General features: G+C 68.5%; 14 protein-coding genes (1 of these 14 cut by a window edge). 2 read left to right on the top strand and 12 right to left on the bottom strand.

Going from position 1 to position 14,347, the window contains the following annotated elements:
• The 5 genes in view from ACOGXD_RS12115 to ACOGXD_RS12095 are tightly spaced (at most 51 nt apart) and all read right to left on the bottom strand, a layout consistent with a single transcriptional unit that may run on beyond the window.
• Nucleotides 1-239, bottom strand: the 5' end (the start) of a protein-coding gene (locus ACOGXD_RS12115; RefSeq protein ID WP_419915299.1) for an ABC transporter permease. Its footprint begins 529 nt before the window's first position; the window shows 239 of its 768 coding nt (coding positions 1-239); it begins with the start codon at nucleotides 237-239; its stop codon lies beyond the left edge, outside the window.
• Nucleotides 236-1,234 (bottom strand): ABC transporter ATP-binding protein, encoded by a 999-nt coding sequence (locus ACOGXD_RS12110; RefSeq protein WP_419915298.1) that lies wholly within the window; start codon nucleotides 1,232-1,234, stop codon nucleotides 236-238. The genes ACOGXD_RS12115 and ACOGXD_RS12110 overlap by 4 nt, the downstream gene beginning before the upstream one ends.
• Nucleotides 1,231-1,551 carry a hypothetical protein gene (locus ACOGXD_RS12105; protein WP_419915297.1) on the bottom strand — a complete coding sequence of 107 codons (321 nt, stop codon included), beginning with the start codon at nucleotides 1,549-1,551 and terminating at the stop codon, nucleotides 1,231-1,233. The genes ACOGXD_RS12110 and ACOGXD_RS12105 overlap by 4 nt, the downstream gene beginning before the upstream one ends.
• A 51-nt stretch (nucleotides 1,552-1,602) precedes the next feature.
• Entirely contained in the window at nucleotides 1,603-1,851 is a 249-nt protein-coding gene (locus ACOGXD_RS12100) for a hypothetical protein (RefSeq protein WP_419915296.1), read from the bottom strand.
• Nucleotides 1,852-1,882: 31 nt separating this feature from the next.
• Entirely contained in the window at nucleotides 1,883-2,299 is a 417-nt protein-coding gene (locus tag ACOGXD_RS12095) for an NUDIX hydrolase (RefSeq protein ID WP_419915295.1), read from the bottom strand.
• Between the two features lie 21 nt (nucleotides 2,300-2,320).
• Here ACOGXD_RS12095 and ACOGXD_RS12090 point away from each other — a divergent pair, with 21 nt between their 5' ends.
• Nucleotides 2,321-2,470 (top strand): hypothetical protein, encoded by a 150-nt coding sequence (locus tag ACOGXD_RS12090; protein ID WP_419915294.1) that lies wholly within the window; start codon nucleotides 2,321-2,323, stop codon nucleotides 2,468-2,470.
• Between the two features lie 92 nt (nucleotides 2,471-2,562).
• Here ACOGXD_RS12090 and ACOGXD_RS12085 read toward each other — a convergent pair whose 3' ends face one another.
• The 7 genes from ACOGXD_RS12085 to argC form a co-directional block, all read right to left on the bottom strand.
• Nucleotides 2,563-3,171 carry a DNA-3-methyladenine glycosylase gene (locus ACOGXD_RS12085; RefSeq protein WP_419915293.1) on the bottom strand — a complete coding sequence of 203 codons (609 nt, stop codon included), beginning with the start codon at nucleotides 3,169-3,171 and terminating at the stop codon, nucleotides 2,563-2,565.
• A gap of 2 nt (nucleotides 3,172-3,173) precedes the next feature.
• Entirely contained in the window at nucleotides 3,174-4,646 is a 1,473-nt protein-coding gene (argH, locus tag ACOGXD_RS12080) for an argininosuccinate lyase (protein ID WP_419915292.1), read from the bottom strand.
• A gap of 12 nt (nucleotides 4,647-4,658) precedes the next feature.
• Nucleotides 4,659-5,120, bottom strand: a complete 462-nt coding sequence (gene argR / locus ACOGXD_RS12075) for an arginine repressor (RefSeq protein ID WP_419915291.1) — start codon at nucleotides 5,118-5,120, stop codon at nucleotides 4,659-4,661.
• Nucleotides 5,117-6,076: an ornithine carbamoyltransferase gene (gene argF / locus ACOGXD_RS12070; RefSeq protein ID WP_419915290.1), complete on the bottom strand. Its 960-nt coding sequence runs from the start codon at nucleotides 6,074-6,076 to the stop codon at nucleotides 5,117-5,119. The genes argR and argF overlap by 4 nt, the downstream gene beginning before the upstream one ends.
• Nucleotides 6,076-7,350, bottom strand: a complete 1,275-nt coding sequence (locus ACOGXD_RS12065) for an acetylornithine/succinylornithine family transaminase (RefSeq protein ID WP_419915289.1) — start codon at nucleotides 7,348-7,350, stop codon at nucleotides 6,076-6,078. Before ACOGXD_RS12065 ends, argF begins: the two co-directional genes overlap by 1 nt.
• A gap of 62 nt (nucleotides 7,351-7,412) precedes the next feature.
• The gene (argB, locus tag ACOGXD_RS12060; RefSeq protein ID WP_419917400.1) at nucleotides 7,413-8,309 is read right to left on the bottom strand and encodes an acetylglutamate kinase; all 897 of its coding nucleotides are present in this window, start codon (nucleotides 8,307-8,309) and stop codon (nucleotides 7,413-7,415) included.
• A complete protein-coding gene (argC, locus tag ACOGXD_RS12055) occupies nucleotides 8,309-9,394 on the bottom strand; it encodes an N-acetyl-gamma-glutamyl-phosphate reductase (protein WP_419915288.1) in 1,086 nt (361 codons plus the stop codon). Before argC ends, argB begins: the two co-directional genes overlap by 1 nt.
• A 216-nt stretch (nucleotides 9,395-9,610) precedes the next feature.
• Here argC and gltB point away from each other — a divergent pair, with 216 nt between their 5' ends.
• Complete coding sequence (gene gltB, locus ACOGXD_RS12050) at nucleotides 9,611-14,323, top strand: glutamate synthase large subunit (RefSeq protein WP_419915287.1); 4,713 nt, start codon at nucleotides 9,611-9,613, stop codon at nucleotides 14,321-14,323.
• Nucleotides 14,324-14,347: the final 24 nt, after the last annotated feature.

Here is a 14,347-nt window from a genome sequence, read left to right as displayed (position 1 = left end):
GTGACGATGGCCGCGTTCATGAAGTTCGCCGACACCAGCGCGAGCGCCAGGATCCCCGGGACGTACACCGTTGCGACCCGCGCTCCGGTCGAGCTGATGATCTCGTTGCCGAAGATCGAGGTGAAGATCACCAGGAAGATGATCGGCAGGACCACCGTGAAGAAGGTGGCCGCCGGGCTGCGCCGGAAGCCCAGCAGGTTGAAACGCGTCTCGCTGCGCAGCTGCCCCAGGCGGGTCATGAACCGTCTCCCGACGATGAGTCTCCAGTCAGGGCCAGGTATGTGTCCTCCAGCGTCGGCGGCTGCACGGCCAGCGAGTCGAGCCGGACCCCGGCCGCGTTGGCGGCAGCGAGCAGCTCGCGTACCACCTCGCCGACGTCACGCGTGGCGAGCGCAAGCCGCGCGCCCTGTCTCTCGGTCTGCTGCTCGCCTGGCGCCGTGCCGGCAGCAGCCCGAACCGGCATCGACTCGTCTTCGCGGCGGAGCAGGTCGCGCAGCCGGTCCCCCAACGCCCCGGGACTCAATTCCGCAGCGTCCCAGCTGATCTGCGAAGGCATGGCAACCTGATCGGCCAACTCATCGGCGCTGCCGTCGGCCACGATGCGACCCCGCGAGATCACCACGATCCGGTCTGCCAGGTGGTCGGCCTCGTCCATGTAGTGGGTGGTCAGCAGTACGGTCACGCCGAGCGACCGCAGACCGTCGATGGTTTGCCACGCCTCGCGGCGAGCAGCAGGGTCGAAACCGGTGGTGGGCTCGTCCAGGAAAACGAGCTCGGGATCGCCCACGAGGGCGAGCGCTACGGCCAGGCGCTGTTGCTGCCCTCCCGACAAGCGGCGAGTTCGAGTTCCGGCCGCCTCAGCAAGCCCGACAAGCTCCAGTACCTCAGCAGCCGGCCGGGGCGACCGGTAGTACGCCGACCACATCGTCACGATCTCCGCAGCGGTGAAGTCGCCCTCATGCTTGGCCCCCTGCAGAACCACCCCGATGCGCTCCCTCCAGTCGGCGGTGGCCTCCGCCGGATCGACGCCCAGCACCTGCACGTCCCCAGACGCTCGGGTGCGGAGGCCTTCGAGTATCTCGACAGTCGTGGTCTTGCCGGCTCCATTGGGACCCAGGAAAGCCACGACCTCGCCAGTCGCGACCGACAGGTCGACGCCGGTGACCGCCTCGATGTCCCCGTATCGCTTGTGAAGCCCGGTGACCTCGATGGCGAGGCGTGTGTCGCCGCTCATGTTGCGTGCCCGCCAACCGTGGCACCGCCGTGACAGCTGGCGAGGCCATCGCCGGGGTCATCGGCCGGGTCATCGGCCGGAGCGTCGATGCCGTCATCGGCGTAGCGCTCGGGATGAGTGACCTGCGGCCTCACCGCCGCTGCGTACAGCAAGACGCCCAGCGGACCGCTGTAGATGATCAGCAGGACCCAATGCCAGCGACGCTTGCCGACCTGCGCAAACCGGTCACGACCCAGCCGGGCGATGTCGACGATGCCGCCGGCCATGATCAGCGCCGCCAGCGCGGCTGCGACAATCAGCACGGTGCCGAAGTCCACCGGGTCACGCTACCGGTGCCGCCATGTGCGGCCCAGAGGCCCCAGCCGCCTTCACCCGCCCAGCGATGTCACGGCGTCGGCCAGGTAGAACCCGGCGCCGGCGATGCCTGCAACCACGAAGCCGATTCCTGCGGGCCAGAACGTCCCGTTGAACAACAGCCGGCCGCCTGCGGCGATGACCACCGTGATGGCGATCGGGGGCAGCACCGATCCGGGCAGGAAGGTGACCAGGATCCAGCCGGCCACCAGTCCGCAGAGCAGCAGGACGGCGTTCTCGACCAGCAGCAGCATCTGGCGCACAGGCTCACCGTACGCGCCAGCAGCAACGCGCCTATTCGTTGCCGCGTTGCCTCAGGGTGCGGGCGAGGTCGAAGCCATATCGAGCCAGCCGGCGCGTGCTGGCGTCGAGTCCCAGCTCCGGCTCGGTGAGTTGGTCGCGTGCGATCCACCGCAGCTCTTCGGACTCATGGTTGCCGCGTGTCACGGCACGGTGCGGCGCACGGACGAGAAAGCGCACGTCGAAGTGAAGATGATCTGGCTCGGTGCGCCTGCGGTTGACAAACAGGTGCACGTCGATGTCCACCGCCTCGGTCCAGACCTCGAGGCCGTCGATGCCGGTCTCCTCGGTGGCTTCGCGCAGGGCAACCCCCGCGAGGGAACCCTCGCCGTCGGCATGACCGCCGGGCTGCAGCCAGCGACCGATCTTGCGGTGGAGCAGCACCAAGCCATGCGTTGCGTGGTGGTTCACCACCCACGCCGATGCCGTCAGATGTCCGGCTTCGCACGAGCGATGCAGCGCATCGGGATGACGGGCGGCAAAGCCGACCAATCGGCGCCGGTGCTGAGCCTGAATACGATCTCGAGGCTCGAACCGCTCCACGGCCTCGAGCGCTTCGGCAAGGCCGGCTTGCGCAGCTGAGGAATCAGGCTGCTGCCCCGCCGGGGCAGCCCCGCGCCAACGCGGCGCTCGAGCGGCGCTGCCGCGCGCCGGCGAACGGTTGGCCCGCACGCTCACCGTCTGCTCACGTGCGAGTTGCCGGCGTCGTAGAAACGCCAAGGAAGCTCAGCGCCGCGGCTGATGCCGATGCGGGCCGCGCTCACGATGTCCGCAGCAGTCCAGCCGTCGTCGCAGATGCTGAGTCCGCCGTCTGTCGTGAGGTCACAGCCGTCGTGAGCACCATCGATGCCGATTGCCTGAGTGAGCTTGCCCGGGCCCGAGCACAGATCCCTGCCGTCGACCGCGCCAGCGGTGCCACTCCGCCGGGCCGCCATGGCATCTACGCCTTGCACCGGCTCGAGTGCTCGCAGCAGGACTGCGTCGCCGACGCCGGCCGGTGCACACACCGCGTTCGCGCACCAGTGCATGCCATAGATCAAGTACACGTAGAGGCGTCCTGGCGGCCCGAACATGGAGGCGTTGCGAGCGGTCGGGCCGCTGCGCGAATGTGCCGCAGGATCGCCGTCGCCGCAGTACGCCTCGACCTCCACGATGCGGCCCGTGCGCAGTGTTCCGTCTGTGCTGCCGGGATCGTGCACCAGCAGCTTGCCGATCAGGTCGGGAGCGACCTCAGTTGCCGGGCGCTCGTAGAACGCCGGCGGCAGCGGTTCGCCCGCCGGCACCGTCAACGCCCGGCTTGGGCGTCGCCGGCCGCGGCGAGTGCAACGTCGAGACGCTCGAGTTGTGCGGCCACGGCGTCGGGACCACCCGCTCCCGGCGTCGTGCGGCTGAGGTATGCCGCGCCGGGCGCGAGCAGGCGAGCAGCCTCCGGCCCGAGATCCGGGTGTGCGGCCACCAGTTCAGTCAGGCGATGGGGCCGCTCGGAGACTTCAGGGTCGTCCAGTGCCTGACGCACGAGCCCGGCAATGACCCCGTGCGCGTCGCGGAAGGGCATGCCCCGGGCCACCAGCCATTCGGCCAGGTCGGTCGCAGCAGCGAAGGGGTCGTCGGCGCCTGCCGCCATGGCCTGTGCATCGAATTCGACGGTCTGCATCAGGCCGTCGAGCGCCAAGACCACCAGTCGCACGGTGTCGACTGAGTCGAACAGCGGTTCCTTGTCTTCTTGAAGGTCCTTGTTGTACGCGAGCGGAAGCCCCTTGAGCGTTGCCAGCAGACCCGCCAGGTGACCGATCAGCCGTCCGGCCTTGCCGCGCGCCAGCTCGGCGATATCAGGGTTCTTCTTCTGCGGCATCATCGACGAGCCCGTCGCAAAGGCATCGTCGAGCACGACATATCCGAACTCGGCGCTCGACCACAGAACGAGCTCCTCGCCTAGCCGAGACAGGTGAATCCCCGACATCGCCAACGCGAACAGGGTGTCGGCGACAAAGTCGCGATCGCTGACAGCGTCGAGCGAATTCTCAAAGACCGCTGCGAACCCCAGATCGGCAGCAGTCGCCGAGGGATCCAGCGGCAGCGTCGAGCCAGCGAGTGCACCGGCACCGAGCGGCGAGACATCCGTGCGGCGCCTGGCGTCGCCGAGGCGCTCGACATCTCGCAGCAGCGCCCATGCGTGCGCTGCCAGGTGATGCGCGAGCCCCACCGGCTGTGCCTGCTGCAGGTGCGTGTAACCAGGCAGACGCAGGTTTCCGCTCTGCGCTTCTCGTGCCCTGAAGGCGAGCGTGCGCGCCAGGCCCAGCAGCAGCCCGGTCAGCTCGTCGATCGCACCGCGAGTCCAGAGGCGCAGGTCGGTGGCGACCTGGTCGTTGCGACTGCGACCGGTGTGCATCTTGGCCGCGGCTCCGCAGAGCTCGGTTGCGCGGCGCTCGACTGCGGTGTGAATGTCCTCGTCGGTCGGAGCCCAGACCATACGGCCCTCGGCGATCTCGATTGCTACCTCGCCGAGAGCCGCCACGATGTCGTCACGCTCGACGTCGGTCAGCAGACCCACGGCAGCCAGCATCGACACGTGAGCCCGAGATGCAGCGATGTCCTCGGCGAACATGCGCTGGTCGAACCCGAGCGAGTCGTTGAGCGCCGCGAGGGCATCCGCGGGCGCGCCAGCGAACCGGCCGTGCCAGAGGGTGGCGGGGCCGGTTCGGGACGGACCGATCGGCGGCGGGGGCGTGTCGTCGGCAGGAGTGCCGTCAGCAGTCATCAGACAGCACGCTCACAAGTCGGCCAGATCTCGGCAGTGCTCGGCAACCGCTGGGCCGCCGAGTTCCTCGGTGGCCACAATGAACAGCGTGTCGTCTCCCGCCACGGTGCCGACCACGCCGTCGACCGCACTGCGGTCGATCGCCGAGGCAACGACGTGCGCCGATCCCGGCGGCGTGCGCAGCACCACGATGTTCTGCGAGGAACGCACGTCGAGCACCCAGTCCGAGAACACTCGGCGGAGGGTGTTGGGCGGCAGCGCCTCAGGTGCGTCGGCTTCGGGCACCGCGTACACGGTGCGCCCTGCGGTGCGCATCTTGGCCACGCCGAGCTCGTCGAGATCGCGGCAGACGGTCGCTTGGGTGACCTCCACTGAGCGCTCCGCCAGCAGGCCGACCAGCTGCGCCTGGCTGCTGATCTCGTGGCTGGCCAGCAGCTCGCGAATGAGATGTTGGCGCTGCGCCTTGGTGCTCATGATGCTGCTCCCGCCGACGCCGCTCCATGCGGCGCTGATCCGGCCAACGCCGCTCCATGCGGCGCTGATCCGGCCAAGAAGGCCAGCAGGCCGCGCGCGGCATGCATCCGGTTCTCGGCCTGCTGCCAGATGCGGCTGGCCGGTCCGTCTATGACTTCTGCAGCCACTTCTTCGCCCCGATGCGCCGGCAGGTCATGCAAGAAGATGGCACCGTCGGCAGCGAGCGACATCAGCTCCGGCGTGACTTGGTACGGACCGAATGCTGCCAGGCGCTCGGCCTGCTCGTCTTCTTGGCCCATCGAGGTCCATACATCGGTGTAGACGACGTCGGCGTCCGTCGCTGCCGCTGCGGGGTCGTCCGTGACGGTGCACTCGCCGCCCAGTGCCGCTATGCGGTCCAGCGTCGCCCCTGACGGCCCGTAGCCGTCTGGCACCGCGAGCGTGCTCGGGATGCCGAGCATGGCGCAGCCGATGGCCAGTGATCGCCACACGTTGTTGGCGTCGCCCACGAAGGCAACGCGCTCGATGCGGTCCAGACCGATGCACTGCGAAACGGTGAGCAGGTCTGCCAAGGCCTGGCACGGGTGCGCATCGTCGGACAGCAGGTTGATGACTGGTGCCACTGCGCAGGCCGCCATGCGCTCGAGGTGGTTGTGCCGAAAGACGCGCACAGCGATGATGTCGTGGAAGCAGGCAAGCGTCCGCACGATGTCTTCCGCGGTCTCGCGAACATCCATGCCCACTTCTTCGGGACGGATGTAGACGGGATGCCCACCGAGCTGGTGAACCGCCATCTCCATCGAGTTGCGTGTGCGGTTCGACGGCTTCTCGAACACCAATGCAACGCCGCTGCCCTGCAGGACTCGCGGCGCAGCTTCCGGGGCGCGCGACGACATGTCGAGCACCCACTGCAGCTCGTCGGCCGACAGATCATCGATTTCCAGAAAGTGGCGCATCAGCCGAGCTTCCCGTTGCTGGCGAGCACGCTCGCGAAGATTGCGAGGCCCTCGTCGATCTGCTCGCTGGACACCACGAGCGGCGGCGCGAAACGCACGGCCGTCGGCGTGATCCCGTTGATCACGAGGCCGGCTTCCAGGCACGCCGCAGCCACCTCGGGACCGCTGCGACCGGCGGCATCGGTATCGATCTCGGCCGCGATCAGCAGGCCGAGGCCGCGGGTGTCGACGATGCCGGGAACGCCCATGAGCTTGCCCGCGAGCTCTTCGCCACGGGCAGCAGCCACCGCCGGCGCGTCGATGGCCTCCATGGTGCGCAGCACGGCACGCGCCGCGCTCGCGGCCAGCGGCTGCCCGCCGAACGTGGTCGCGTGATCGCCCGGCTGGAACGCGGCGGCGACCTCGCGGCGCGCCCAGACGGCACCGATCGGCACACCGTTGCCCAGTGCCTTGGCCATGGTCACGATGTCGGGTCGAGCCGCGCCCGTCGGTCCTCCGGCCGGGTCGAAGTGGTGGTGCCAGGCGAACCACTCGCCGGTGCGCGCCAAACCGGTCTGCACCTCGTCGACGATGAACGCCATGCCTCGCTCGTCGCAGATCTCACGGACGCGGTGCAGGTAGGTGCTGTCGGCAACGTTCACGCCGCCCTCGCCCTGGACAACCTCGAGCAGCACCGCGCAGCAGCTGGGATCCAGCGCCGCCTCCAATGCGTCGGCGTCGTTGTAGGGCACGTGACGGAAGCCGTCCGGCAGCGGCTGGAACGTCTCGTGCTTCTCGGGCTGGCCGGTGGCGTGGAGCGTCGCCAGCGTGCGCCCGTGGAACGACCGCAGCGCGCTGACCACGACGTAGCGGCCGCGGCCGCCGTGCTTGCGCGCCAGCTTGATCGCCCCCTCGAGCGATTCGGCGCCGCTGTTGCAGAAGAAGACCTGCCCGCCGCCGCCCTGCAGACGGTCGATGGTCTGGGCGACCTCGACCTGCGGTTCGGTGCCGAACAGATTCGACACGTGCAGCAGCGTGCGCGCCTGCTCATTGAGCGCGTCGGCGACTGCAGGGTGGGAATGGCCGAGCGACGTCACCGCCAGTCCCGCCAGGAAATCCAGGTAGCGCTTGCCGTCGCGGTCGTAGAGCTCGCAACCGCTGCCGCGCACGAACTGGACCGGCGGCGGCCCGTAGGTGGGCATGAGCGGGCAGTGCTCCAGCTCCGCAGCGCCCATGGCGGCCGCGTGGGGCGACAGCCCGTTCGTTGCACTTGTTGCCGTGGTCGTTTGTGTCATGAGATCGTGGCTCGCTCTCTGCGTTTCGGGTACTTGTGTTTTGGGGCGCTCGGCGGTCAGGGCTAGTGGCCGGTTTGCAGGGCTGTCGGCCGATCGCGGGTGATCATGGTGCCGACGCCGGCATCGGTGAACAGCTCGACGAGCACGACGTGCGGAACGCGGCCGTCGAGCAGGTGTGCGCTGTTGACGCCGTTGCGCACCGCGCTGATGCACGCCTCGATCTTGGGGATCATCCCGCCTGCGATCGTGCCGCTCGCCAGCCGGGCATCGAGCGAGTCGGCCGTCGTCCGCTGCACGAGTGAATCCGGGTTGTCGACATCGTCGAGCAGTCCCGCCACGTCGGTGAGGTACACGACCTTCTCGGCTTCGAGAGCCGCGGCTACCGCGCCGGCCACCGTGTCCGCGTTGATGTTGTATGCCTGCCCCTTGGCATCGGCGCCGATCGTGGAGATCACCGGGATCAGCCCTTCGGCGAGCAGGCGCTCCAGCAGGTCGGTGTTCACATCGGTGACCTCGCCTACGAATCCCAGATCAGGGTTCCGGGCGGTCGCGGTAATGACCCGGCCGTCCTCGCCGGAGATGCCCACGGCCAGCGGCCCGTGCACGTTGATGGCGCCGACGATGTCGCGGTTGACCTTGCCGACCAGCACCATGCGTGCGATGTCCAGCGTTTCCGCGTCGGTGACCCTCAGCCCGTCGCGGAACTCCGAGGTCTTGCCGAGGCGCGCCATGAGATCGCCGATCTGCGGGCCGCCGCCGTGGACGACGACCGGCGCCAGGCCGATCTGGCGCAGCAGCACCATGTCGGCGGCGAAGCCGTCGGTGAGCGCGGTGTCGACCATCGCATTGCCGCCGAACTTGACAACCACCACCTTGCCCCGCCATCGGCTGATGTACGGCAGCATCTCGACGAGCAGCTCGGCACGCTCGACCTGCTGGGCGTGGACGTCGTCCGTAATCACGGCATCAATCCTGTCGTCGGCAGGCCGGCTGTCTCGGGGAGTCCGAGTGCGATGTTGGCGCACTGCACCGCCCCGCCGGATGCACCCTTGACCAAGTTGTCGATTGCGCTGAGCACGACCAGCCAGCCAGTTCGGGGATCCACCCTGGCACTCAGATGGCAGGTGTTCGCACCGAGCGTTGCCTTGGTATGGGGGGCGTCACGGTGCACCACCACGAACGGCTCGTCCGCATAGAAATCTGCCAGCACGCCGAGCGCGTCATCGGTGGACAGGCCTCCAATCGCACCCGACAGCGGTCGGGCGTAGCAGGTCGCCAGAATGCCGCGCACCATCGGCGCCAAGTGCGGCGTGAACAGCACCTGGCATCCGGTTGCCTGCTCAATCTCCGGCGTGTGACGGTGGCTGAGCAGGCCGTAGGCCACGAAATCTTCGTCGACGCTGGAGAACGTCGTGTTGGGCTTGGGCGCCCGGCCCGCGCCGCTGACCCCCGATGCGGCATCGATCACGACCCCGCCCGTCGAGATGTGGCCGCCGCGGGCGAACGGCGCCAAGGCCAGGGCAGCAGCCGTCGGGTAGCACCCGGGCACGGCGACGCCCGCGGCGCCGCGCAGTGCCTCACGGCCGAGCTCGGGAAGCCCGTAGGGCAATTCGCCCAGCAGCTCCGGCATCGGATGGGGTGCGCCGTACCACTGCGGGTACAGCTCCGGGTCGGTCAGCCGGAAGTCCGAACCCAGGTCGACCACGCAGCCGACGCGCTTGTACAGGTCGGCAACGACCGGCGCGCTGGCCATGTGCGGCAGGCCCAGGAAGACCACGTCGAGCCCGACGAAGATCTCGGGGTCGTATGCGCAGTAGCGAAGATCGCCGTAGTCGGCCGCCAGGCTGGGATACAGGTCGCGCACCGCAGCACCCGCCTGCGTGTCGCCGGTGACGGCGACCACATCAAACGACGGGTGCGCTGCCGCCAGTCGCAGCAGCTCCGCGCCGGTGTAGCCGGACGCGCCCACGATGCCGACGCGCACCGGCGGGGTCAACCCTGTGTCCATGCGCACCGGCGAGGCCGGTGCGGTATCGGTGTTCATGGCGGCGTGCCTATCTCTCAGATCGGTGCCCACTGTAGCAGGCGCACTGCCCGAATATGCACTGTATTGCAAAATTATTCATTCCGAATGAATCCACGAGGTGCGCGGCCCCGTTCGCCACGGCACCGGTAAACTGTTCGCTCTCAGGGCCAACGACGTCCCTGCCGCCGCCGAGTTCCGACATCGGAGCTCCATCAGCCCACCGGGACGTCGCCGATGCCCATCAATGACACTGCGGCCGCTGACACTGCGGCTGCGCCGCGTGCCGCAGACCGTCCTGCGGTACGCAGCGGCCCCTTCTCGACGCCGCCACCCGCACAAGGCCTCTACGACCCCGCATTCGAGCATGACGCGTGCGGCGTGGGCTTCGTGGCCGACATGTCCGGGGTGCCGAGCCGCGCAGTCGTCGATCAGGCCCTGCAGTGCCTGGTCAATCTCGACCATCGCAGCGCGACGGGTGCCGAGGCAAACGTCGGTGACGGCATCGGCATCACCATCGGTGTGCCCGACCGGTTCCTGCGCGCAGTCTGCGACTTCGAGCTCCCGCCGGCCGGCCGCTATGCGGTCGGCACGGCGTTCCTGCCCCGCGCCGACCCCGACGCAGCCGCAGCCTCGATCGAAGCGATCATGGTCGACGAGGGGTTCGAGGTGCTCGGCTGGCGCGACGTCCCCACCGATCCCTCCTCGCTCGGCAAGTTCGCCACCGATCCCATGCCGGTATTCCGGATGCTGTTCGTGGCCGCCCCCTCCCCCGAACAGGGCCGCCTTCTCGAGGGGCTGGCCCTCGAGCGGCGGGTGTACGTCGCTCGCAAGCGCACTGAGCACGAGATCGTTCCCGCGCCCTACTTCGGTTCACTGTCGTGCCGCACGCTCATCTACAAGGGAATGCTGACCTGCAGCCAGTTCGCAGAGTTCTATCCCGACCTGGTCGACCCCCGCATGGAATCGACGCTCGCCCTGCTGCACTCGCGCTTCAGCACGAACACGTTCCCCTCCTGGCCGCTCGCGCACCCGTATCGCATGCTCGCCCACAACGGCGAGATCAACACCGTCATGGGCAACCGCAACTGGATGCGTGCCCGTGAGGGCACGCTGTCGAGCCCGCTGTTCGCCGACTCTGACGGACGCAACCAGCTCGAGCGCACCTACCCGGTGTGCACGCCGGGGGCGTCGGACACCGCCAGCTTCGACGAGGTCCTCGAACTGCTCCATCTCGGCGGGAGGAGCCTCCCCCATGCGGTGCTGATGATGATCCCGGAGGCCTGGGAGAACCATGCCCGCATGCCCCAGGACAAGCACGACTTCTACGAGTTCCATGCCTCGCTGATGGAACCGTGGGACGGCCCCGCCAGCATCGCCTTCACCGACGGCACCGTCGTGGGTGCAGTGCTCGACAGGAATGGACTGCGGCCGTCCCGCTACTGGGTCACCGCGGACGGTCTGGTCGTGATGGCGTCCGAGGTCGGCGTCGCGGACATCGACCAGACCCGCATCGTCCGCAAGGGCCGCCTGCAGCCGGGCCGCATGTTCCTGGTGGACACCTCGCAGGGCCGCATCGTGGGCGACGACGAGATCAAGCAGGACTTGGTGAACGCGGAGCCGTACGGGGAGTGGCTCGCCGACGGGCTCGCACACCTGGAGGACCTGCCGCCGCGCTTCAGCCTGACGCCGCAGCATTCCTCGGTGACGCTGCGCCAACGCACCTTCGGCTACACCACCGAGGAACTGCGGATTCTGGTGGCGCCCATGGCCCGCACCGGCATCGAGCCGATCGGGTCGATGGGCACCGACACGCCGATCGCGGTGCTGTCGAAGCGGCCGAGACTGCTGTTCGACTACTTCAGCCAGCTGTTCGCGCAGGTCACCAATCCGCCGCTGGACGCGATCCGCGAGGAACTGGTCACCTCCACCAAGGCCAAGATCGGCCCGGAGGGCAACCTGCTGCAGCCCGGCCCAGACTCGTGCCGGCAGATCGTGCTGCCCTACCCGATCCTGTCGAACGAGGACCTCGCCAAGATCCTGTACATCGACGAGGACCTGCAGCAGGCGCCGGCGCAGGCCAATGGCGCCGCATCGGACGGCGCAGCGCAGCCCGGCGACGTTGCCCGCCGGTTCCGGCCGTTCGCGGTCGACGGCCTCTACCCGGTCGCAGACGGCGGTGCGGGAATGGAACGGGCAATCGCCGACGTGTGCGAGCAGGTCGACGAGGCCATCGCCGGCGGCTCGCGGATCATCATCCTGTCGGACCGCTACAGCGACGAGCAGCACGCGCCGATTCCCTCGCTGCTGCTGACGGGCGCAGTGCACCACCACTTGGTACGCAACAAGACCCGCACGATGGTGGGCTTGGTGACCGAGTGCGGCGATGCACGCGAGGTGCACCACATGGCCTTGCTGCTGGGCTACGGGGCGAGCGCCGTCAACCCGTATCTGGCCTTCGAGTCGATCGACGACATGGTGCGCAGCGGCGTCATCACCGAAGTCGACGAGCGCACCGCCAAGCGCAACTACATCAAGGCGTGCACCAAGGGCGTACTCAAGGTGATGTCCAAGATGGGCATCTCGACCGTGGCCAGCTACACGGGAGCGCAGGTGTTCGAGGCCGTGGGCCTGGGAGCGGACCTCATCGATCGCTACTTCAGCGGGACGACATCGAAGCTCGACGGCGTAGGTCTCGACGTGCTCGCCGCCGAGGTTGCCGAGCGCCACCGGTTCGCCTACCTCGACAACCCCACCGAGGCCGCACACCGCGATCTGTGGGCCGGCGGCGAGTACCAGTGGCGCCGCGAGGGCGAGTACCACCTGTTCAACCCCGAGACCGTCTACAAGCTGCAGCACTCCACGCGCGCCGGCCGCTACGAGGTCTTCAAGGAGTACACGCAGCTGGTGGATGACCAGTCCACCGAGCTGGCGACACTGCGGGGCCTGTTCGAGCTCCGTCCTGCGCCCGGCGGGCCGATCCCGATCGACGACGTCGAACCGGTTGCTGAGATCGTGAAGCGCTTCTCCACCGGAGCGATGAGCTACGGCTCGATCTCGGCGGAGGCACACGAGACGCTGGCGATCGCCATGAACCGCATCGGCGGCAAGTCCAACACCGGCGAGGGCGGCGAGGACCCGGAGCGCTATGTGCCGGACCCCAACGGCGACCTGCGGCGCTCCGCCATCAAGCAGGTGGCCTCGGGGCGCTTCGGTGTGACCTCGGAGTACCTGACCAACGCCGATGATCTGCAGATCAAGATGGCCCAGGGCGCCAAGCCCGGCGAGGGCGGGCAGCTTCCGGGGCCCAAAGTCTGGCCGTGGATCGCGAAGACCCGCCACTCGACGCCCGGTGTCGGACTCATCAGCCCGCCTCCGCACCACGACATCTATTCGATCGAGGATCTCAAGCAGCTCATCCACGATCTCAAGAACTCCAACCCGGCTGCGCGCGTCCACGTCAAGCTGGTGGCCGAGGTGGGTGTGGGCACCGTCGCCGCCGGCGTGTCGAAGGCGAAGGCCGATGTGGTGCTGATCTCCGGGCACGACGGCGGCACCGGGGCCTCTCCGCTGACGTCGCTGAAGCACGCGGGCGCGCCGTGGGAGCTCGGCCTCGCCGAGACACAGCAGACGCTGCTGCTGAACGGGCTGCGGGACCGCATCGTGGTACAGACCGACGGACAGCTGAAGACCGGACGCGACGTGATCGTGGCGGCACTTCTGGGCGCCGAGGAATACGGTTTCGCCACAGCGCCGTTGGTGGTCTCGGGCTGCATCATGATGCGCGTCTGCCATCTCGACACCTGCCCCGTGGGCGTCGCCACCCAGAACCGCGAGCTGCGCAAGCGCTTCGGCGGACGGCCCGAGTTCGTCGTGAACTACTTCGAGTACATCGCCCAGGAGGTCCGCGAGTACCTGGCGATGCTGGGCTTCCGATCGCTGCCCGAGGCCATCGGCCGGGTGGACCGGCTCGACACCGCCGCTGCGGTAGCCCACTGGAAGGCGCACGGGTTGAACCTCTCGCCGATCCTGGCGGAGCCCGAGACGCCATGGCCGCAGGATCGCTACTGCTCCCAGAGCCAGGACCACGGCCTGGACCGGGCCCTCGACCAGCAGCTCATCGAATTGGCGGCACCCGCAATCCAGCGCCGCGAGCTGGTGCGAGCAGAGCTGCCGATCAGCAACGTGAACCGGACTGTCGGCACCATGCTCGGCCACCGCATCACCGCCGCCCACGGCGGCGACGGCCTGCCCGACGACACGGTCGATTTCACATTCAACGGCTCGGCCGGCCAGAGCTTCGGCGCATTCGTGCCGCGAGGGTTGACGATGCGGCTGTACGGCGACGCCAACGACTACCTGGGCAAGGGGCTGTCGGGCGGGCGCCTGGTGGTGCGACCGCCTCGTGACACACACCCGGACTTTGTGGCCGAGGACAACATCATCGCTGGGAACGTCATCCTGTACGGCGCAACCGGTGGCGAGGCGTACATCCGCGGCACGGTCGGCGAACGCTTCTGCGTGCGCAACTCCGGAGCGACCGCCGTCGTCGAAGGGGTGGGCGACCACGCCTGCGAGTACATGACGGGCGGCATGGTGGTGGTGCTCGGCGGCGTCGGCCGCAACTTCGGCGCGGGGATGTCGGGCGGGGCGGCATTCGTGTACGACCCCGACGACGTCTTCTGGCGGCACCTGAACGCCGAAATGGTCGACCTCGAGACCCAGCTCGACGACGCCGACGCAGAGACGGTGCGCACGGTGCTGCGCCAGCACGTCGCGGAGACCGATTCAGCTCCGGCCCAGCGCATCCTGGGACGCTGGCACAGCGAGGTGCGCAGCTTCCGCAAGGTGATGCCGAAGGACTACCGGCGCGTGCTCGAAGCACGGGCAGCAGCGGCCGAGCTCGGCCAAGACCCCGACGAGGCAGTCATGGCGGCTGCGCATGGCTAGGCATCGCGTTCATTCGCTCGGTGC

Source organism: Candidatus Poriferisodalis sp. (genome assembly GCF_965204125.1).
GTDB lineage: Bacteria > Actinomycetota > Acidimicrobiia > Acidimicrobiales > Poriferisodalaceae > Poriferisodalis.
The sequence above is the reverse complement of the archived record's forward strand: the minus strand, read 5'-3'. Positions and strand labels throughout refer to the sequence as shown.